Below are 21,549 nucleotides of genomic sequence, written 5' to 3'. Positions count from 1 at the left end.
GCCGCGCGCTACTTGCGGTAGATGCGCTTGCGGGTCTGTTCGAGGCGCTGCAGGATCGCGTCGAGCTGCGTCGGGTCGGACAGGAACTGCTGCATCGCCTTCATCCCCTCGTCGGCCATTTCCTTCGTCATGTCGCGGTCGTAGAACTGCGCGATGCCGCCGGGCGTCGTCGCGAGCGTGCGGAAGCCGATCTTCGAGATCGGGTCCTGCGGCTCGGGCGCCTTGTTGTTCGACGGCAGTTGCCCCATCCCCTTCGCGAACTCGCCGTTGACCGCCGGCTGCCCCATGAACGCGAGGAAGCGCCGCGCATCGGCCTTGTTGTGCGCTTTCGCGGGAACGATCAGCACGTTGACCGGGCCGTCCTCGGCGAGCGGCACCGATGCATCGATCACCGGGAAGCGGAAGAAGCCGATCGGGTTGCGCGCCGCGCTCAGCAGTCCTGCCGAATACCAGGTGCCCATCAGCGTCATCGCTGCCTGGCCGTTCACGATCAGCGGGCTCAGCGAATCGACGTCGTAGGACAGCGCGTTGTCGATGAAATACTTGTCGTCGATCAGCTTCTTCCAGGCCGCATACACCGCACGCACGCGCGGATCGGTGTACGCGACGTCGCCGGCCATCAGCTTCTGGTGGAACGCATAGCCGTTGATCCGCAGGTCGAGATAGTCGAACCACGCGGCGAGGGTCCACGCATCGCGCGCGGCCACCGCGATCGGCGTGATGCCGGCCGCCTTCAGCTTGCGGCACGCATCGAGAAACTGCGGCCAGTCGGCCGGCTCGCCGTGGATGCCGGCCTTCTCGAACAGGTCCTTGCGGTAGAACAGGCCGTACGCGTCGTAGCCGAGCGGCAGGCTGTAAACCTTGCCGCCATACGTCGACGACTGCTTCACGGACGCATACGTGTCGTTCCAGCCGTTCTTCTGCCAGTCCGCGCCCAGGTCCTCGATCAGCCCGCGCTTCGCGAAATACGCGAGCCGCTCGCCGTTGTTCCAGCTCAGCACGTCGGGCGGATCGGTCGCGAGCCAGCCGGACATCTGCACCTTGTACGCCTCCTCGCCGACGTAGCTGACCTTCAGGTCCACGTCGGGATTCGCCTTGTGGAACTGGTCGAACACGGCCTGCCACGTCGCGCGCTGGTTGCCGCGCGCCGCGACGTTCACTTTCAGCGTGCCCGCGTCGGCCATACCTGCGGCGCACGCCGCGGCGGTCGTCAGGGCAAGCAGCAGTCGGCTCGCACGAAGTCTCATCGTTGTCTCCTGGTATTGGTGTGATGGGTGCCGCGTCGCGCGCGGCCGGTCTGCGCCGCGCCCGCTAGGCGAACGCCGCTTCGGCGTGAAGCGCCGGCACTGCGATGCCGGCTTCGTCGAACAGATGGCAGCGCGAAGGCGGCACGTGGAACGCATGCCGTTCGCCGCGCCGCAACGCCGCCTGCCCCGGCAGTTTCGCGAGCAGCGGCACGCCGCCGGGCTGGTCGAGGTGGACGTATGCGGCTTCGCCGAGCTGCTCGACGAGCGCGACGTCGCGCACGAGCGCCGGCAGGTCGGTGTCGCTTGCCGCCCCGATCGTCAGGTGCTCGGGGCGAACGCCGAGCGTCACGCGCGCGCCGCGGCCGACGTGGCGCGGCAACGCGCGATCGCGCAGCGTCAGCGTCTCGCCGGTGCCTTCCAGCGTCAGCCGGCAGCCGTGCGCATCGCCCGCGTCGACGACGGCCGGCAGAAAATTCATCCGCGGCGAGCCGATGAAGCCCGCGACGAAGCGGTTGGCCGGCCGGTGATACAGCTCGAGCGGCGCACCGGCCTGCGCGATGCTGCCGAAGCGCGCGACGTCGTCGCCCGCATGCAGCAGCACGATCCGGTCGGCGAGCGTCATCGCCTCGATCTGGTCGTGCGTGACGTAGACCGAACTCGATTGCGTGAAGCGCGCGTGCAGCCGCGCGATTTCGACGCGCGTCTGGCCGCGCAGCGTCGCGTCGAGGTTCGACAGCGGCTCGTCGAACAGGAACACGCGCGGCTCGCGCACGATCGCGCGGCCGATCGCGACGCGCTGGCGCTGCCCGCCAGACAACGCCTTCGGCTTGCGATCGAGCAGCGCTTCGAGCTGCAGCACGCGCGCGGCCTCAGTCACGCGGCGGCGGATTTCGTCCTTCGGCGTGCCGGCGATTCGCAGTCCGAAACCGATGTTGTCGAACACGGTCATGTGCGGAAACAGCGCATAGCTCTGGAACACCATCGCGACGCCACGCTCCGCGGGCGGCGTGTCGTTCATCCGTGCGCCGCCGATCCGCAGCTCGCCCTCGGTCACGTCCTCGAGCCCGGCGATCATCCGCAACAGCGTGGATTTTCCGCAGCCCGACGGACCGAGAAACACGCAGAATTCATGCGACGCGATCTCGAGGTTCACGTCGCGCAGCACCGGCGCATGGTCGCCGTAGCGCTTCGAGACGTCCTTCATTGAAATGGCGGTCATCGCGTTCTCCTCTCGCCGGTCACACGCATCGGACCGGAAAATTTAAACGCTTAAATTTTAGTGGCGCGATTCGCCCGGTTCGCCGTACCATGTCGTCTCCTTCCTCTGATGTGTCGAGAAATTAGCGTATCGGCCGTCCCTGTGCAACTTGTGGGACGCATTCCCAGAATATGAGCAGACACTCCCCCGCTTCACGTCAGGTGCACCCCGCCAACCGGCCGATCGGAGGCCGCGCATGGTGACGCTCGCGCAAGTCGCGCAGCGCGCGAACGTCACGGCGGCGACCGTCTCGAACGTGCTGCGCAATCCACAGAAGGTGAAGCCCGCCACCGTCGAGCGCGTGATGGCCGCGATCCGCGAACTCGGCTATCGGCCGAACCTGACCGCGCGCGCGCTCGCGGAGGGCCGCACGTCGACGCTCGCGCTGATGCTGTCGAACATCACGAACCCGTTCTATCCGGAGTTCGTGCTGGCCGCCGAACGCGAGGCGCGCAAGCGCGGCCATTACCTGCTCGTATCCAATACCGACGACGATCCGGCGATCACGCGCAACTACCTCGAGCGGATCGCGGGCACGCTCGCGGCCGGTGCGATCGTGATGAACACCGATCTCGCCGAAGCGGAACTCGCGGATATCGCGCGTCACGGCGCATCGATCGTGCTGTGCATGTGGGAACACGTGCATGCGTCGCGCACGCTGCCGTGCGTGACCGTCGATTTCGCGGCGGCGGGGGCGCTGGCGGCCGCGCATCTGTCCGGGCTGCGGCATCGCGCGTTCGGCGCGCTGGTCGGCAAGGGGTCGGGCGGTCCGCAGTCGGTGCGACTGCGCGGGTTCGCCGACGAACTCGCGGCGCGCGGCCATCCGGCCGGCGCGCTGACGACCGCGTCGACGCACGACTCGATCGAAGGCGGCTACGAAGCGGCCGCCGCGCTGTTGCGCGAGAAGCCCGGCCTCACCGCGCTGTTCGCGACCAACGACCTGATGGCGATCGGCGCGATGCAGGCCGCCGCCGATCTCGGGCTGCGCGTGCCGGCCGATCTGTCGGTGGTCGGCATGACCGATATCCAGCTCGCGCACCAGTTCCGCCCCGCGCTGACGACGGTGAGGTTCCCGACGTCGCAGATCGCCGCGCGGGCGATCGCGCTGACGCTCGACATGATCGACGGGATCGAGCCGAGCACGGCCGTGCATACGATCGGCGCACCGGAGCTGGTCGTGCGCGAATCGACCGGGACGGCGCCGGACTGACGCTTCGGTGTGCTCACGTTTGCGGATGCGGCGTATGCGTCGGAATGGATCGCATGGCGTCGGTCGCGCGGTTTCGGGTTTCTCGTTCGACCACGACGCAAATCGGCACATCGCCACCTTCCAGGCACGGCGAATCGATGCAGGCGGGAAGCGATCGGGAAATCCGGGACGGCGGCATCCGATGTCGCGACTCCCCAAATGCAAAATGGCGCGTCACCGAGGCAACGCCGCGCGATTCGACATGGTTCGTCGTTCCGCGGGCGTCACGGGTGACGCGCCTGACGCGTGAAGATTCGCGGCCGCCCGGAGCATGTGGCGGCCGCGGTGTCGACGTCGCCTACTTCTTGATCACCGGAACGGTGAGCGAAGTGACGAGCGACGTCACGGGTGCCAACAGACCGCCCGACGCGCTACCGCCCCCTTGCGCGGAATTGCCGTTCAGCGAGACCGCCAGCGCGGGAACGACGCCGGCCACCGACCCGACGGCCGAACCGACCGATTGCACCGCCGCGTTGGCGATCGTCGCGCCGCCGGAGATGAGCGCTCCCGCGGCGTTCGTTACCCCGCCGACCGCACCGGCTGCCGTGCCGCCGTTGAGCGCGACGCTCAGTGCCGGAAGGGTCCCGGCGACCGCGCCGGCGGTGCCGGTCACGGTGTGCGCGAGCGAGCCCGTCAGACCAGTGGCGACCGTCGCGAGCGAGCCCGCCGCACCGGTTGCGCCAGAGAGCGCACCGGCGCCCGAGCCAACGACGTTGCCGGCGCCGCCCGTGGCGGATCCGATCAGCGACGTGACGGTCGATGCGATCGGCGTGATCGCCGCGGTGCCGCTGCCGGCGAGGCCGGTTACCGCGCCGGACGCTGCGCCGATCGCACCGGTGGCTGCACCGACCGGCAACGCGCCGCCGAGATTGCCGACGATGCTCGTGATCGGCGTGATCAGCGCGCCGCCGTTGCCCGCGACACCGGTGACGGCGTTGATGACGCCCGGACCGGCGTTGGCGACCGTGCCGACGATGCCGCCGAGACCGCCGGTCGCGCCGCCGACACCACCTGCTGCGCCGGTCAGCGCTCCCACCGCACCCGTTGCCGAGTTGGCTACCGTGCCGACGATGCCACCGAGGCCGCCGGTCGCGCCGCCGACACCACCCGCTGCGCCGGCCAACGTTCCGACTGCGCCGGTTGCCGAGTTGGCTACCGTGCCCACGATGCCACCGAGACCGCCGGTCGCGCCGCCGACACCACCCGCTGCTCCGGCCAACGTTCCGAGTGCACCGGTTGCCGAGTTGGCTACCGTGCCAACGATGCCACCGAGGCCGCCGGCCACGCCACCAGCACCGCCCGCTGCGCCTGCCAACGTTCCGACTGCGCCGGTTGCCGTATTGCCGACCGCGCCCACGACACCACCGAGACCACCCGCCGCACCGGCCAACGTTCCGGCTGCGTCAGTTGCCGAGTTGGCTACCGTGCCCACGACGCCACCGAGACTGCCGAGGCCACCAGTCGCGCCCCCGCCGACACCGCCGACTGCGCCGGCCAACGTCCCGACTGCGCCGGTTGCCGAGTTGCCGACCGCGCCCACGACACCACCGAGACCACCCGCTGCACCGGCCAACGTCGCGACTGCACCAGTTGCCGAGTTGGCGACCGTGCCAACGATGCCGCCGAGCCCCCCGGTCGCACCACCGGCACCGCCCAAGGCACCCGTCACCGTTCCAATTGCACCCGTTGCCGTGTTACCCACCGTGCCAACGATGTCACCGAGACCGCCGGTCGCGCCGCCAGCACCACCCAGTGCGCCCGTCAGCGTTCCGACTGCACCGGTTGCCGTGTTCGCCACCGTGCCGACAACGCCGCCGAGGCCGCCGGTCCCGCCGCCGATGCCACCCAGTGCACCGGTCACCGTACCGACTGCACCGCTTGCCGCGTTGCCCACTGTCCCGATAACACCGCCGAGGCCACCAGTCCCGCCGCCAACACCGCCCAGTGCGCCGGTTACCGTACCGACCACACCACCAAGCCCACCGGTCGGATCACCGACACCACCCAAGGCACCCATCACCGTGCCGACTGCGCCGCTTGCCGCGTTGCCCACTGTCCCGATAACACCGCCGAGACCGCCGGTCCCGCCGCCGATGCCACCCAGTGTACCGGTCACCGTACCGACTGCACCGCTTGCCGCGTTGCCCACTGTCCCGACAACCCCGCCGAGGCCACCAGTCCCGCCACCGATGCCACCCAGTGCACCGGTTACCGTACCGACTACACCACCAAGTCCGCCGGTCGGATCGCCGACGCCACCCAAGGCACCCGTTACCGTACCCACTGCACCGCTTGCCACGTTGCCCACCGTCCCGACGACGCCACCGAGACCGCCGGTCCCGCCGCCGACACCGCCCAGTGCCCCGGTCAGTGTTCCGACTGCGCCCGTCGCCGTATTCGCGACCGTGCCGACAACGCCACCAAGGCCACCCGTCGGGTTACCACCACCGATGCCACCCAGTGCACCGGTTACCGTGCCAACCACGCCACCAAGTCCGCCGGTCGGATCGCCGACGCCACCCAAGGCACCCGTCACCGTACCCACTGCACCGCTTGCCACGTTGCCCACCGTCCCGACGACGCCACCGAGACCGCCGGTCCCGCCGCCGACACCGCCCAGTGCCCCGGTCAGTGTTCCGACTGCGCCCGTCGCCGTATTCGCGACCGTGCCGACAACGCCACCAAGGCCACCCGTCGGGTTACCACCACCGATGCCACCCAGTGCACCGGTTACCGTGCCAACCACGCCACCAAGTCCGCCGGTCGGATCGCCGACGCCACCCAAGGCACCCGTCACCGTACCCACTGCACCGCTTGCCACGTTGCCCACCGTCCCGACGACGCCACCGAGACCGCCGGTCCCGCCGCCGACACCGCCCAGTGCCCCGGTCAGTGTTCCGACTGCGCCCGTCGCCGTATTCGCGACCGTGCCGACAACGCCACCAAGGCCACCCGTCGGGTTGCCGCCACCGATGCCACCCAGTGCACCGGTTACCGTACCGACCACACCACCGAGACCGCCGGTCGGATCGCCGACGCCACCCAAGGCACCCGTCACCGTACCCACTGCACCGCTTGCCGCGTTGCCCACCGTCCCGACAACACCGCCGAGACCGCCGGTCCCGCCGCCAACACCACCCAGTGCGCCAGTCAGCGTTCCGACTGCACCGGTGGCCGTGTTCGCTACCGTGCCGACAACGCCACCAAGTCCACCCGTCGGGTTACCACCACCGATGCCACCCAGTGCACCGGTTACCGTGCCAACCACGCCACCGAGACCGCCGGTCGGATCGCCGACGCCACCCAGAGCGCCCGTCACCGTACCGACTGCGCCGCTTGCGGCGTTGCCCACCGTCCCGACAACACCGCCGAGACCGCCGGTCCCGCCGCCGACACCACCCAGTGCGCCAGTCAACGTCGCGACCGCACCTGTGGCCGTGTTCGCTACCGTGCCAACGACGCCACCAAGGCCGCCCGTCGGATTACCGCCACCGATGCCACCCAGTGCACCGGTTACCGTACCGACCACGCCACCGAGACCACCGGTCGGATCACCGACGCCACCCAAGGCACCCGTCACCGTACCCACTGCACCGCTTGCCGCGTTGCCCACCGTCCCGACAACACCGCCGAGACCGCCGGTCCCGCCGCCAACACCACCCAGTGCGCCAGTCAGCGTTCCGACTGCACCGGTGGCCGTGTTCGCTACCGTGCCGACCACGCCACCAAGGCCACCCGTCGGGTTACCGCCACCGATGCCACCCAGTGCACCGGTTACCGTACCGACCACACCACCGAGACCACCGGTCCCGCCGCCACCGCCGACACCGCCCAAGGCGCCCGTCACCGTTCCGACTGCTCCGCTTGCCGCGTTGCCCACCGTTCCGACGACATCGCCAAGGCCACCCGTCCCGCCACCACTTCCGCCAAGGCCGCCCAGCGAACCCGTCACCGTGCCAACCACGCCACCAAGACCACCGGTCCCGCCACCACCACCGCCGATACCACCCAACGCACCCGTCACCGTACCGGCCACGCCTGCGACCGGCTCGAGCAATCCGCTACCGATATCGATGGTCGCGCTTCCCGTCCCCGTCCCTGCCAGCCCGATCGAGATACCGCCTGCATTCGGGCTGCCGACCGTCACCACCCCGTTCCCCCATCCCGCCACGGTGCCGACGAGTTCCCCGGGCGCGGGAGATCCGCCTGCGACGATCACGCCGTCGGATTTGCTGACACTTCCCAGCGGGGAAGCCAGCACCCCCGCCTGGGACGCCGAGGCGGCCAGGCTGAACAAGGCCGCGACCGACAAGGCAATGCCTGTCAATTTCACGTTCGCTTTCGCTTTCGTTTTCATGAGTAACCTCATTTCGGTTGGACAACCGCGGAACAGCTCGAGCGATGACGCGTGGACCCTGCCGCCGGCGAAGGGGGCGCGAATCGTTCGCGGATTGCCCGATATGGCAAAGCGTTGAAACAGGTCTAAACACGCCGATACAACGGGATACCGGACACCGCGTGACGCACTTCATCAAAATCGATCTTCATCACGAAACTTCTGCAAAACGAATCAACAATCTGACGATCATCGAACGATCGTCAAACGATCGGCCGCTCACGACGATTCCATCGCAAGCGGCCGCCGCCCCTCCCCTCAGAACTTCCACAACAGATTGCCGTACAGCGCGTGGTCGCTGATGCTGCCGCCGATCTGGCCGCTGTAGGACAGCCCGAGCGACAGGTTCTTCGTGATGGCCGCATCGACACCGACCTCGAGCACCGCGGCATCACGCGCGACCGGCACGCCGGTGACGCTGAACGGCGAGCCGCCGCTCGCGAACGACAGCCTCGACGCCGGCTGCGTATTGCCGAACGCGTGCCGCCAGCCGACGGTGCCGAACGCCGTGACCTTGCCCTTCGTCGTGACCGCGACGTCGGTCGAGGCCCGCACGCCAAGTGTCGAGAAGCCGAGGCCCGTCGTATCGGAATCGCCCTGCAGCGCCGCCGCGCCGCCGTTCTCCTTGAAGCCGTCGGTGTGCAGGCTGGCGTACGCGAGCCCGACGAACGGTTCGAGCGCGACGTTACGGAACGCCGTCGAGTAGCCGATCTCGGTGAACACCTGCGTCGCGTTCGCGTCGTAGCTGGCGGTATCGTGATCGGAGAAGCTGCCGAACGACGGATTGCGCTCGCTATGCACGCGGTACCACGACTGCGACACGCCACCGCGCACGTTCCACGCGTTGTACCGGCCGCTCGCGTACAGCGCGATCGTCTCGCCGTTGACCTTCGCCGACTCGTTCTGGTCGGTATTGAGCTGGCTGCGCGACGCACCGCCCGCGATACCGACGCGCCAGTGGCTGCTGACTTCCGCATCCGTGCCGACGACGAAGCCATACAGGTTGCGATCGATCGACGCGACGCCGTCGCCGTCGAACCGGCTATGCGAACCGTACAGCCGGCCCCACACCGCGGGCTTGTACGACTTGGCCGGCGTGCAGCCGTTCTCCGCGGCCATGCGCCGGTCGAGCGCCGCCGAATGATCGTCCGCCGACACCGGCGCCTCGCATCCGCACAGCGCCCCGCCCGGCTGCGAACCGAGCCGCGCACGATCGAGCACCGCATCGCGCACGTAGCGGCTATCCGACAACAGCACGCTGCGCGTACTCGGATACAGATCGCCGGCCAGTTGCGTGAACGCGCGGTTCGCGGTCGGCGCATCCGACGTCAGCACCGTATCGAACAGCGGGTTGCCGGCGCCGAGCGTGCCGACCGCACCCGCCACCGCTTGCCCGTCGGGTGTCGTCGCGACCGACGAGAACGGCGTGCCGTTCGGCGTCAGCGACATCAGCACCTGCGCCGGGTTGTACGTGAGCGTCGGCGTGAGGAACGCATACGTCGAGTTCACCGCGCTGAACTGCCCTTGCACGCCCGCACCGGCATTCACGATGGTGTAGAGCTTGCCCGGCTGGTATTGCCCGGTGGCCGCGACGACCTGTACCGATCCACCGTTGAGCGTGGCGGAGCCGGTCACGTCGAGACCGCCGCTCTGTTGCGGCGTGGCGCCGACCTGCAGCGTCGAGCCCGGCTGGAAGGTCGCGTTGCCCGCGACCTTCAGCGGCTGCCCGAGCTGGAGGACCGATGCGGTGCCGCCGCCCGACACGACCAGGCCGCCGATCGTGCCCGTCCCGGTGACGGTCGCGCCGCTGCCGACGGTCACCGGCGAGTTGGCCAGCGAACCGGTGACCGCGAGCGTGCCGCCCGTCACGGTGGTCGGCCCGGACAGCGTGTTGGTCCCGCTCAGCACCTGTGCACCCGTGCCGGCCAGCGTCAGCGGGCCGGTACCCGACAGCGTGCCCGCGAACGAGCTGGTGCCGGCGGTATTGACGGTCAGCGGCGTCGCACCGAGGTTCACGTTCGAACCCGTCGTGCCCGACAGCGTGCCGATCGACTGCGGTGCGGCCGACCCCGTGAGGTCCAGCGTCGCGCCGCTGCCCGCGAGAATCACCGGGCTCGTCGGCGCAAGGCTGCCTGCGCCGGCAAGTGCGAGCATGCTGCCGTTGCCGATCGTCGTGCCGCCGGTGTACGTGTTGGCGCCCGTCAGCGTCTGCGTGCCGCCGCCCTGCACCGCGAAGCCGCCGGTGCCGGCGATCGTGCCGCCGAACGAACCGCCCGTCGGACCGGCCACGGTCAGCGTATTGCCGCCGAGATTCACGGTCGAACCGGCGGCGCCCGACAGCGCGCTCGCCGTCTGCGGTGTCGTGGCCGCGCTGACATCGAGCGTCGCGCCGTTGCCGGCCAGCGTCAGTGCGCTGCCCGCCGACAAGCCGCCGCTGCCGCCGACCGCCAGCGTGCTGCCGTTGCCGATCGTCGTGCCGCCCGTGTACGCGTTCGCGCCGCTGAGAGTCGTCGTCGACGGGCCGCTCACCGCCAGGTTGCCGCCACCGGAGATCGGGCCGCTCAGGCCGAGGTTGTTGGCGCCGCCCACCGTCAGCGTCGAACCCGCGCCAAGATTCACCGCGTTGCCGAGCGTCGTGCCCGCGACGCTGGTGCCGAGCGTGCCGCCGTTGCCGCCGACGCTCAGCGTGCCGCTGCCGAGTGCGGTCGGCGTGCCGGCCACCAGCGTGCCGCCGCCGGTGACGCTCGTGCCACCGGTGTAGGTGTTGGCACCCGACAGCGTCGTCGTCGCCGGGCCGGTGATCGACAGATTGCCGTTGCCGGCAATCGCGCCGGTCAGGCCGAGGCTGTTCGGGCCGCTCACCGTCAGCGTCGAACCCGTCCCGAGGTTCACCGCATTGCCGAGCGTTGTGCCGGGCGTGCCGGCCGCCAGCGTCCCGCCTGCACCGCCGGTGTTCAGCGCGCCGGTGCCGAGCGCCGTGCTGCTGCCCGCGACCAGCGTGCCGCCACCGGTCAGGTTCGTGCCGCCCGAATACGTGTTCGAACCGGTCAGCGTCTCGGTGCCCGTGCCGCCCAGCGTCAGACTGCCGCCCGTGCCGGCGATCGTGCCGCCGTACGTGCCGCTGCCCGACCCGCCGAGCGTCAGGGTGTTGCCGCCGAGGTTCACCGTCGAACCGGCGACACCCGACAACGCGGTCGTCGTTTGCGGCGTGGTCGCGCCGCTGACGTCGAAGGTTGCGCCCGCACCGGTCAGGTTCAGCGGGCTGCTGCCGGACAGGCTGCCGCCCGCGCCGATCGCCAGCGTGCCGCTGTTGATCGTCGTCGCGCCGGTGTACGTGTTGGTGCCCGTCAGCGTCTGCGTGCCGGTGCCCGACAGCGTCAACCCGCCCGTGCCGGCGACGGTGCCGCCGTACGTGCCGTTACCGGCGCCGCCCAGCGTCAGCGTGTTGCTGCCCAGGTTCACGGTCGAACCCGACACGCCCGACACTGCGCCCGTGGTCTGCGGCGTCGTCGCGGCGCTCAAGTCCAGCGTGGCCCCCGTACCCGACAGATCGACCGCGCTGCCCGCCGACAGGCTGCCGCCCGCGCCGACCGCCAGCGTGCTGCCGTTGCCGATCGTCGTGTTGCCGGTGTACGAGCTGGCGCCGGTCAGCGTCGTCGTCGACGGACCGTTCACCGCGAGATTGCCGCTGCCGACGATCGCGCCGCCCAGGCCCAGATTGTTCGCACCACCCACCGTCAGCGTCGACCCCGCGCCGAGACCGATCGCGTTGGTCAGCGTCGTGCCGGCCACGCTCGTGCCGAGCGAACCGCCTGCGCCGGTCGTAGTCAGCGCGCCCGTGCCGAGCGCCGAACCGTTGCCCGCGAGCAGCGTGCCGCCGCCGCTCAGGGTCGTGCCGCCCGTGTACGTGTTCGTCCCGTTCAGCGTTTCGGTGCCCGTGCCCGACAGCGTCAGGCTGCCGCCCGTGCCGGCGATCGTGCCGCCGAACGTCCCGTTGGCGGAACCGCCGAGCGTCAGCGCATTGCCGCCGAGGTTCACCGTCGAACCCGCTACGCCCGACAACGCGCTAGTCGACTGCGGCGTCGTGGCGGCGCTCAGATCGAGCGTCGCCCCTGCACCGGCCAGATCGACCGCACTGCCGCCCGACAGGCTGCCGCTCGCGCCAACCGCCAGCGTGCTGCCGTTGCCGATCGTCGTGTTGCCGGTGTACGAGCTGGCGCCGGTGAGCGTCGTCGTCGACGGGCCATTCACCGCGAGGTTGCCGCTTCCGCTGATCGCGCCGCCGAGGCCGAGATTGTTCGCACCGCCAACCGTCAGCGTCGATCCCGCACCGAGATTCACCGCGTTGCCGAGCGTCGTGCCGGCCACGCTCGTGCCGAGCGTGCCGCCCGCGCCGCTCGTGTTCAGCGCGCCCGAGCCAAGCGCCGAACCGTTGCCCGCGATCAGCGTGCCGCCGCCCGTCAGGCTCGTGCCGCCCGTGTACGTGTTCGTCCCGTTCAGCGTCTCGGTGCCCGTGCCGCCCAGCGTCAGGCTGCCGCCCGCACCCGCGATCGTGCCGTCGTAAGTACCACTACCCGAACCGCCGAGCGTCAGGTTGTTGCCACCGAGGTTCACCGTCGAACCCGCGACACCCGACAGCGTGCCCGTCGTCTGCGGCGTGGTCGCGCCGCTCAGGTCGAAGGTTGCGCCCGCACCCGTCAGGCTCACCGGCGTCGTCCCCGACAGGCTGCCGCCCGCGCCGATCGCCAGCGTGCCGCTGTTGATCGTGGTCGCGCCGGTGTACGTATTGCTGCCCGTCAGCGTTTCGGTGCCGGTACCCGACATCGTCACGCCACCGGTGCCGGCGATGTTGCCCGCGTAGGTGCCGCTGGCCGACCCGCCGAGCGTCAGGTTGTTGTTGCCCAGGTTCACCGTCGAGCCGGCCACGCCCGAGATCGCGCCGGTCGATTGCGGCGAGGCGGCGCCGCTCAGGTCGAGCGTCGCGCCGGCCGCCGTCAGGCTGACCGGGCTGCTCGACGACAGGCTGCCGTTGCCGCCGATCGCGAGCGTGCCGCTGTTGATCGTGGTCGCGCCGGTGTACGTGTTGGTGCCCGTCAGCGTTTCGGTGCCGGTGCCCGACAGCGTCAACCCGCCCGTGCCGCCGATCACGCCGCCATACGTGCCGCTGCCTGCGCCGCCGAGCGTCAACGTATTGCCGCCCAGGTTGACGTTCGTGCCCGTGCCGCCGGACAGCGCGCCGCTCGTCTGCGGCGACGTGGCCGCGCTCAGGTCGAGCGTGGCGCCGGTGCCGGACAGGTCGATCGCGCTGCCCGACGACAGGCTGCCGCCCGCGCCGACCGCCAGCGTGCTGCCGCCGCCGATCGTCGTGCTGCCGGTGTAGGTGTTCGCGCCCGACAGCGTCGTCGTCGACGGACCGTTCACCGCGAGGTTGCCGCCGCCCGAGATCGCGCCGCCGAGGCCGAGATCGTTCGCACCGCCGACCGTCAGCGTCGACCCCGCGCCGAGATTCACCGCGTTGCCGAGCGTCGTGCCCGGCGTGCTCGCGGCCAGCGTGCCGCCCGCACCGCTCGTGTTCAGCGCACCGGTGCCGAGCGCCGAGCCGCTGCCCGCGATCAACGTGCCGCCGCCGCTCAGGGTCGTGCCGCCCGTGTACGTGTTGTTGCCGGTCAACGTCTCGGTGCCGGTGCCCGACAACGTGAGGCTGCCGCCCGCGCCGGCGATCGTGCCGCCATACGTGCCGTTGCCCGTGCCGCCGAGCGTCAGGTTGTTGCCGCCGAGGTTCACCGTCGAACCGGCGACACCCGACAGCGTGCCCGTCGTCTGCGGCGTGGTCGCGCCGCTGACGTCGAAGGTTGCGCCCGCACCGGTCAGGTTCACCGGGCTGCTTGCGGACAGGCTGCCGCCCGCGCCGATCGCAAGCGTGCCGCTGTTGATCGTCGTCGCGCCGGTGTACGTGTTGGTCCCCGTCAGCGTTTCGGTGCCCGTGCCCGACAGCGTCAACCCGCCCGTTCCGCCGACCGTTCCGCCGAACGTGCCGTTGCCCGACCCGCCGAGCGTGAGCGTGTTGCCGCCGAGGTTCACCGCCGAACCCGCCGCGCCCGACAACGTGCCGGTCGTCTGCGGCGACGTGGCCGCGCTCACGTCCAGCGTCGAGCCCGCGCCGGCCAGATCGATCGCACTGCCCGATGACAGGCTGCCGCCCGCGCCGACCGCCAGCGTGCTGCCGCCGCCGATCGTCGTGTTGCCGGTGTACGAGCTGGCCCCCGTGAGCGTCGTCGTCGACGGGCCGTTCACCGCGAGATTGCCGCTGCCGCTGATCGCGCCGCCGAGGCCGAGATTGTTCGCACCGCCAACCGTCAGTGTCGACCCCGCGCCGAGATTCACCGCGTTGCCGAGCGTCGTGCCGGCCACGCTGGTGCCGAGCGTGCCGCCTGCGCCGCTCGTGTTCAGCGCGCCCGTGCCGAGCGCCGAACCGCTGCCCGCGATCAACGTGCCGCCGCCGGTGAGGTTCGTGCCGCCCGTGTACGTATTGTTGCCGGTCAGCGTCTCGGTGCCGGTGCCCGACAGCGTGAGGCTGCCGCCGGCCCCCGCGATCGTGCCGCCATACGTGCCGTTGCCCGCGCCGCCGAGCGTCAGGTTGTTGCCGCCGAGGTTCACCGTCGAACCCGCGACACCCGACAGCGTGCCCGTCGTCTGCGGCGTGGTCGCGCCGCTCACATCGAAGGTTGCGCCCGCACCGGCCAGATTCACCGGGCTGCTGGCCGACAAGCTGCCGCCCGCGCCGATCGCCAGCGTGCCGCTGTTGATCGTCGTCGCGCCCGTGTACGTGTTGGTGCCGGTCAGCGTCTCCGTGCCGGTGCCTGCCATCGTCAACCCGCCGGTGCCGCCGATCGTGCCTGCATAGTTACCGTTGCCGGTACCGGCCAGCGTCAGCGTGTTGCCGCCGAGATTCACGTTCGTGCCCGCCACGCCGGACAGCATCCCGCTCGTTTGCGGCGTGGTCGCCGCGCTGATGTCGAGCGCCGCGCCCGTGCCCGCGAGATCGAGCGCGCTGCCTGCCGACAGGCTGCCGCCCGCGCCGACCGCCAGCGTGCTGCCGCCGCCGATCGTCGTGTTGCCGGTATAGGTGTTCACGCCGGTGAGCGTGGTCGTCGACGGGCCGCTGACCGACAGGCCGCCGCTGCCCGAGATCCCGCCGCCGAGCCCGAGATCATTCGCACCCCCAACGGTCAGCGTCGCCCCCGCGCCGAGATTCACTGCATTGCCGAGCGTCGTGCCGCCGACGCTCGTGCCGAGCGAACCGCCCGCGCCCGTCACGTTCAGCGCGCCGGAACCGAGTGCGCTGCCGTTGCCTGCAATGAGCCCGCCGCCGCTCAGCGTCGTGCCGCCGCCGTACGTGTTCGTGCCGCCGAGCGTCGTGGTGCCCGCGCCGGTCTGCGCAAGCGCGCCGCCTCCGGAAATCGTGCCGCTCAGGCCGAGATCGTTCGCGCCGTTCAGCCCGAGCGTCGCGCCCCCGCCGAGCGTGACCGCGTTGCCGAGCGTCGTGCCGTTTACGCTCGCGCTCAGCGTGCCGTTGCCGGTCACGTTCAACGCGCCGGACCCGAGCGCCGTATTGTTGCCCACGCTCAGTCCGCCGCTGCTCAACGTCGTCCCGCCGCCGTAGGTGTTCGCGCCGCCGAGCGTGGTCGTGCCCGAGCCGGACTGCACGACGCCGCCCGCGCCGGAGATCGTGCCGCCCAGGCCGAAGTCGAACGCGCCGCCGAGATTCAGCGTCGAACCGATGCCCAGATCGACGGCGTTCGCCAGCAGCAGGTTCGCCGTGCTTGCGCTGAGCGCGCCACCGCTGCCGGTGACGTTGAGCGTGCCCGTGCCGAGCGCCGTGTTGCTGCCGACCGACAAGCCGCCGGCACCGAGCGTCGTGCCGCCCGTGTAGAGGTTCGCGCCGGTGAGCGTGGTCGTGCCGCTGCCGGTTTGCGCGAGGCTGCCGCCGCCGGCGATGATGCCGCCGAGGCCCAGGTCGTTCGTGCCACCGAGCGTCAGCGCCGAACCCGTGCCGAGATTGACGGCATTGTTCAGCGTCGTGCCGGCGACGCTCGCGGCCAGCGTGCCGCCTGCGCCGGCGAGGTTCAACGCGCCGGTACCGAGCGCCCCGCCGTTGCCGGCGATCAGCGTGCCGCCGCCCGTCAGGTTCGTGCCGCCCGTGTACGTGTTGATGCCGGTCAGTGTTTCGCTGCCCGTGCCCGACAGCGTCAGGCTGCCGCCTGCCCCCGCGATCGTGCCGCCGAACGTGCCGCTGCCGGCGCCGCCCAGCGTCAGGCCGTTGCCGCCGAGATTCACCGTCGAACCGGCTACGCCCGACAGCGCGCCGATCGCCTGCGGCAGCCCTGCGCCGCTCAGGTCGAAGGTTGCGCCGGCGCCGCCCAGATTCACTGCACCGCCCGCGGCCAGGCTGCCGCCCGCGCCGATCGCGAGCGTGCCGCTGTTGATCGTCGTGCCGCCGCCGTACGTGTTCGCGCCGGTCAGCGTCTCCGTGCCGGTGCCGGCCATCGTCAGCCCGCCGGCACCGCCGATCGTGCCGCCGAACGTGCCGTTGCCGGAACCGCCGAGCGTCAGGGTGTTGCCGCCGAGATTCACCGCCGAGCCGGCCGCGCCGACCAGCCCGCCCGTCGTCTGCGGCGACGTGGCCGCGCTCAGGTCGAGCGTCGCGCCCGCGCCGGCCAGATCGAACACACTGCCGCCCGACAGCGCGCCGCCCGCGCCGACCGCGAGCGTGCTGCCGTTGCCAATCGTCGTGTTGCCGGTGTAGCTGCCCGCGCCCGTGAGCGTCGTGATCGACGGGCCGGTCACCGCCAGATTGCCGCCGCCCGAAATCGCGCCGCCGAGGCCCAGATTGTTCGCACCGCCAACCGTCAGCGTCGCGCCCGCGCCCAGATTCACCGCGTTGCCGAGCACCGTGCCGCCGACGCTCGTGCCGAGCGAGCCGCCCGCGCCCGTCACGTTCAGCGCGCCGGAACCGAGTGCGCTGCCGTTGCCGGCGATGAGCCCGCCGCCGCTCAGCGTCGTCCCGCCGGTGAACGTGTTCGCGCCGAGCAGCGTCGTCGTGCCGCTTCCGGTTTGCGCGAACCCGCCGTCGCCGGCGATCACGCCGCCCAGGCTCAGGTCGGCCGCGCCGTTCAGGCCGAGCGTCGCGCCCGCGCCGAGATTCACCGCGTTGCCGAGCAAGGTACCGGCGACGTTCGTGGCGAGCGTGCCGCCCGTGCCCGCGACCGTCAGCGCGCCCGTGCCGAGCGCCGCGCCGTTGCCGGCGATCAGCCCGCCGCCAGTGAGCGTGGTGCCGCCCGAGAACGTGTTCGCGCCGAGCAGCGTCGTCGTGCCGGTGCCGGTTTGCGCGAGGCCGCCGTTCCCGGCGATCGTGCCGCTCAGGCCGAGATCGTTCGCGCCGTTCAGCCCCAGCGTGACGCCGGTGCCGAGGTTCACCGCGTTGCCGAGCGTCACGCCCGGCACGCTCGCGCCGAGCGAAGCCGAGCCGTTGACGTCGAGTGCGCCGAGGCCGAGCGCAGTCCCGCTTCCGACCACCAGGCTGCCGCCCGTCAGCGCGGTGCCGCCCGCATACGTGTTGTTGCCGGTGAGCGCCTGCGAGCCGGTGCCGGCAAGCGTCAGCCCGCCCGCCCCGCCGATGTCGCCCGCGAAGACGCCGCTGCCGCTGCCGGCCAGCGTCAGGTTGTTCGCCCCGAGATCGATCGTCGAACCCGCGACACCCGACAGCGTGCCGATCGACTGCGGCGTGGTCGCGCCGCCGATGTTGAAGTGCGCACCGGCGCCCGTCAGGTTGACGGGGCTCGACGCGGCGAGGCTGCCGCCCGCGCCGATCGCGAGCGTGCCGCTGCCGATCGTGGTGCCGCCGGTGAACGTCTCGGCCGCGGTGAGCGTCGTCGTGCCCGGGCCGCTCACGGACAGGCCGCCGGCGCCGGAGATGAGCCCGCTCAGGCCGAGATCGTTCGGGCCGCCAACCGTCAGCGCCGCGCCCGCGCCGAGCTGGATCGCGTTGCCGAGCACGGTGCCGCCGACGGTCGTGCCGAGCGAGCCGCCCGTGCCCGTCACGTTCAACGCCCCCGTGCCCAGTGCGGCGCCGTTGCCGGCGAGGAGTCCGCCGCCGCTCAGCGTCGTGCCGCCCGAGAACGTGTTCGCGCCGCTCAACGTCGTGATGCCCGAGCCGATTTGCGCGAGACCGCCACTCCCGGCGATCACGCCGTTCAGGCCCAGATCGTTCGCGCCGGTCAACGCGAGCGTCGCGCCTGCGCCGAGATTCACCGCGTTGCCCAGCGCGGTGCCGTTCACGCTCGCGCCGAGCGCGCCGCCCGTACCGGCGACGTTCAGCGCGCCGCTGCCGAGCGCCGTATTGCTGCCGGCGAGCAGCGTGCCGGCGCTCAGCGTCGTGCCGCCGCCGAAGGTGTTCGCGCCGGACAGCGTCGTCGTCCCCGTGCCGCTCAGCACGAGACCGCCGGTGCCGCCGATCGCGCCGCTCAGGCCGAGGTCGTTCGCGCCGTTCAGCGTCAGCGATGCGCCGTTCAGGTTGATGCCGTTCGCGAGTGCCGCGCCGGCGGCCAGATCCGCGCTCAGCGAACCGCCGAGGCCGCTCACGTTCAACGCGCCGCCGATACCGAGCGCACTGCCGCCTTCGACGATCAGGCTGCCGCCGCCCGTCAGGCTCGCGCCGCCCGTGAACGTGTTCGCGCCGGACAGCGTCGTGGCGCCGGTGCCGCCGAGCGCCAGGCCGCCCGCGCCCGAGATCGCGCCGCTCAGGCCGAGATCGGCTGCGCCGTTCAGGCCGAGCGTCGCGCCCGCGCCCAGGTTGACCGCATTACCGAGCACGGTGCCGCCGACGTTCGTCGCGAGCGTGCCGCCCGTGCCGGATACGTTCAGCGCGCCCGTGCCGAGCGCCGCGCCGTTGCCGGCGATCAGCCCGCCGCCGCTCAGCGTCGTGCCGCCCGTGAAGGCGTTCGTCCCGAGCAGCGTGGTCGTGCCGGCACCGGTTTGCGCCAGTTGGCCACTCCCGCCGATCACGCCGCCGAGGCTCAGGTCGGCCGCGCCGTTCAGGCCGAGCGTCGCGCCCGCGCCAAGATTCACCGCATTGCCGAGCACGGTGCCGCCGACGTTCGTGGCGAGCGTGCCGCCCGTCCCGGATACGTTCAGCGCGCCTGTGCCGAGCGCCGCGCCATTGCCGGCGATCAACCCGCCACCGCTCAGCGCCGTGCCGCCCGAGAACGTGTTCGCGCCGAGCAGCGTCGTCGTGCCCGTGCCGCTTTGCGCAAGGCCGCCGTTACCGGCGATCGTGCCGCCGAGACTCAGGCCGTTCGCCCCGTTCAGGCCGAGCGTGGCGCCTGCATCGAGATTGACCGCATTGCCGAGCAGCGTGCCGCCGACGTTCGTCGCGAGCGAGCCGCCCGTGCCGGTCACGTGCAGCGCGCCCGTGCCGAGCGCCGCGCCCGTGCCGGCGACGATCCCGCCGCCGCTCAGCGTCGTGCCGCCCGCGAACGTGTTCGGGCCGAGCAGCGTCGTGATGCCCGGGCCGGTTTGCGCCAGCCCGCCGTTGCCGGCGATCGCGCCGCTCAGCCCGAGACCGGCCGAGCCGTTCAGGCCCAGCGTGACGCCGGTATCGATATTGACCGCGTTGCCGAGCAGCGTGCCGCCGACGCTCGTGCCAAGCGTGCCGCCCGCGCCCGACACATTCAGCGCGCCGCCGCCGAGCGCCGTGTCGGTGCCGACCACGAGCCCGCCGCCCCCCGTCAGGTTCGTTCCGCCCGTGAACGAATTGGCGCCGTTCAGCGTCAGCGTGCCGGTGCCGCTCGCTTTCAGCGCGCCGCCGCCGGCGATCGTGCCCGACAACGCGAGCCCTGTCGCGCCATCCACCGTCAGGTCCGCGCCGAGCGTCACGTTGTTGAGCAGGTTGAGACCGGCCGTGCCGGCTTCCAGCGTGCCGCCGCCGGCCGCGATCGTCCCGAGACCCAGCCCCGCGCTGTTGTTGATGATCGCGGTGCCGCCCGCCAGCGACGCGTCGGCCGCGCTCGACGCGCCGGTGATGTTCCACGTCCCGCCCTGCACCGCGAGATGCGTGAAATTGCCGTACGTATCGACCGCCAGGGTGCCGCTCGCGGAGCTGCCGGCGGCCGGGTTCAGTTGCAGGTTCAGCGTGTTGTTGCCGCCCACGCCCGCATCGACGCCGAGCCCGACCGACGACCCGGTCTGCGCATTGAACGTGTTCGACGTGCCGAGCGCCGCGCCCAGCGACACGTTGCCCGTGACGGTGCCGGCGTTGGTGAACGTGTTCCCCGCGCCCGGTGTCCCGCTGGGTGCGAGCACCACCGAACCGTTGATCGCGCCGCCGCTCGCGTTGGTGAAGTTGACCTGTGCACCGCCCGACGTGGTCACGACCTGCGCGGTGGGCCCCGCGCTGAAGCCGAGCAGGCCGGTCGTTCCGATCGTGCCGGCGTTCGTGATGTTCGTCGTGCCGCCGATACCGTTGTAGACCGTCAGCGCGGGCCCGTTGAGCAGCGAGCTCGTCGAGCCCATCATCACGCCCGTGCTGGCGTTCGTGACGTTGACCGTGCTCGCCGACGCGATATTGCCGACGACCGTGCCGTTCGACACGAGGCTCAAGCCGGACAACGCGGGGTCGATCCTGCCGTTGTTGGTCAGCGTGACGCCGCTGCCCGTCAGCGACAGCGCGGTGCCGCCGATCAGCGGCACCACGGAGACGGTCGCGCCGGACCCGACGGTCAGGTTGAGATTGTTCGCGCCGTTCGAATAGGTGGTGGTGGCTCCGGTACAACTGACGGTCGTGGTTCCGACGCAGGCGGCCAGTGCATCGGCGGGAACGATCCCGGCGCCGACCAGCGCGACCAGCATGCCGGTCGGCACGAGGAGTTTCGGACGTGCTTCCGCGCGCTTTTTGTTCGAGCCCATGCGCATACGCATAATCACACCTTCCCATAAGAGAATCGACGACACCGGGCATTCCCTCGCCGCATTCAAAATGCCGGAGGTAAATACCGGAATACGCTATTCGATGTTTTTTGGAAAAACACCGTCCCGTCACCAGTCCGAAGCGGATGGCTGGATTAAAAACAAACGAGAATCAATCGGCGAGAATTATTGAATCGGCATATTTTACTTTTAAGCCCCCTTCGTCACCCGGTAAATTTTCCACTAATTAGAAACGATTGTTTTTCATCAAACCAGGGCATTGCCCCGGCGAGCGGCTTTCCTCGCACCTCTGTCTATACAGGCCAACGAGGCCTCCACGCCGAAATCCTGCAGCGACGGGGCCTCCCGCCCGACAATCAAACGCCGGCCCGGTGCCGTCGAACAACCGTGCGTCCCTTGCCCCGCCTGTCGTTTG

Annotated in this window: 5 protein-coding genes; 1 reads left to right on the top strand and 4 read right to left on the bottom strand. The window is 70.9% G+C overall.

The genetic code is table 11. The features are described 5' to 3' along the window. Positions 1-8: 8 nt before the first annotated feature. Both H0X90_RS01770 and H0X90_RS01765 read right to left on the bottom strand, forming a co-directional pair. Entirely contained in the window at positions 9-1,247 is a 1,239-nt protein-coding gene (locus H0X90_RS01770; RefSeq protein ID WP_077188964.1) for an ABC transporter substrate-binding protein, read from the bottom strand. Positions 1,248-1,311: 64 nt separating this feature from the next. Next, the gene (locus H0X90_RS01765) at positions 1,312-2,466 is read right to left on the bottom strand and encodes an ABC transporter ATP-binding protein (protein ID WP_077188963.1); all 1,155 of its coding nucleotides are present in this window, start codon (positions 2,464-2,466) and stop codon (positions 1,312-1,314) included. 235 nt (positions 2,467-2,701) lie between these two features. Between H0X90_RS01765 and H0X90_RS01760 the strand changes: the two genes are divergently transcribed. Continuing rightward, positions 2,702-3,715, top strand: coding sequence for a LacI family DNA-binding transcriptional regulator (locus tag H0X90_RS01760; protein WP_006490776.1), 1,014 nt, complete (start codon positions 2,702-2,704; stop codon positions 3,713-3,715). Positions 3,716-4,052: 337 nt separating this feature from the next. Here H0X90_RS01760 and H0X90_RS01755 read toward each other — a convergent pair whose 3' ends face one another. Further along, positions 4,053-8,111, bottom strand: a complete 4,059-nt coding sequence (locus H0X90_RS01755; protein WP_102898696.1) for a hypothetical protein — start codon at positions 8,109-8,111, stop codon at positions 4,053-4,055. Between the two features lie 297 nt (positions 8,112-8,408). Then, entirely contained in the window at positions 8,409-21,125 is a 12,717-nt protein-coding gene (locus tag H0X90_RS01750; protein ID WP_077215868.1) for an autotransporter-associated beta strand repeat-containing protein, read from the bottom strand. Positions 21,126-21,549 lie beyond the last annotated feature (424 nt).

The organism is Burkholderia sp. 9775_39 (genome assembly GCF_015712225.1).
Classification (GTDB): domain Bacteria; phylum Pseudomonadota; class Gammaproteobacteria; order Burkholderiales; family Burkholderiaceae; genus Burkholderia; species Burkholderia cenocepacia.
Note: the sequence above shows the minus strand (reverse complement) of the source record. Positions and strands in the feature narration are given on the sequence as shown.

Coding starts and splice junctions, on each gene's coding strand:
- H0X90_RS01760 (WP_006490776.1), top strand. CDS start 2,702: ATGGTGACGCTCGCGCAAGTCGCGCAGCGCGCGAACGTCACGGCGGCG.
- H0X90_RS01750 (WP_077215868.1), bottom strand. CDS start 21,125: ATGCGTATGCGCATGGGCTCGAACAAAAAGCGCGCGGAAGCACGTCCG.
- H0X90_RS01755 (WP_102898696.1), bottom strand. CDS start 8,111: ATGAAAACGAAAGCGAAAGCGAACGTGAAATTGACAGGCATTGCCTTG.
- H0X90_RS01770 (WP_077188964.1), bottom strand. CDS start 1,247: ATGAGACTTCGTGCGAGCCGACTGCTGCTTGCCCTGACGACCGCCGCG.
- H0X90_RS01765 (WP_077188963.1), bottom strand. CDS start 2,466: ATGACCGCCATTTCAATGAAGGACGTCTCGAAGCGCTACGGCGACCAT.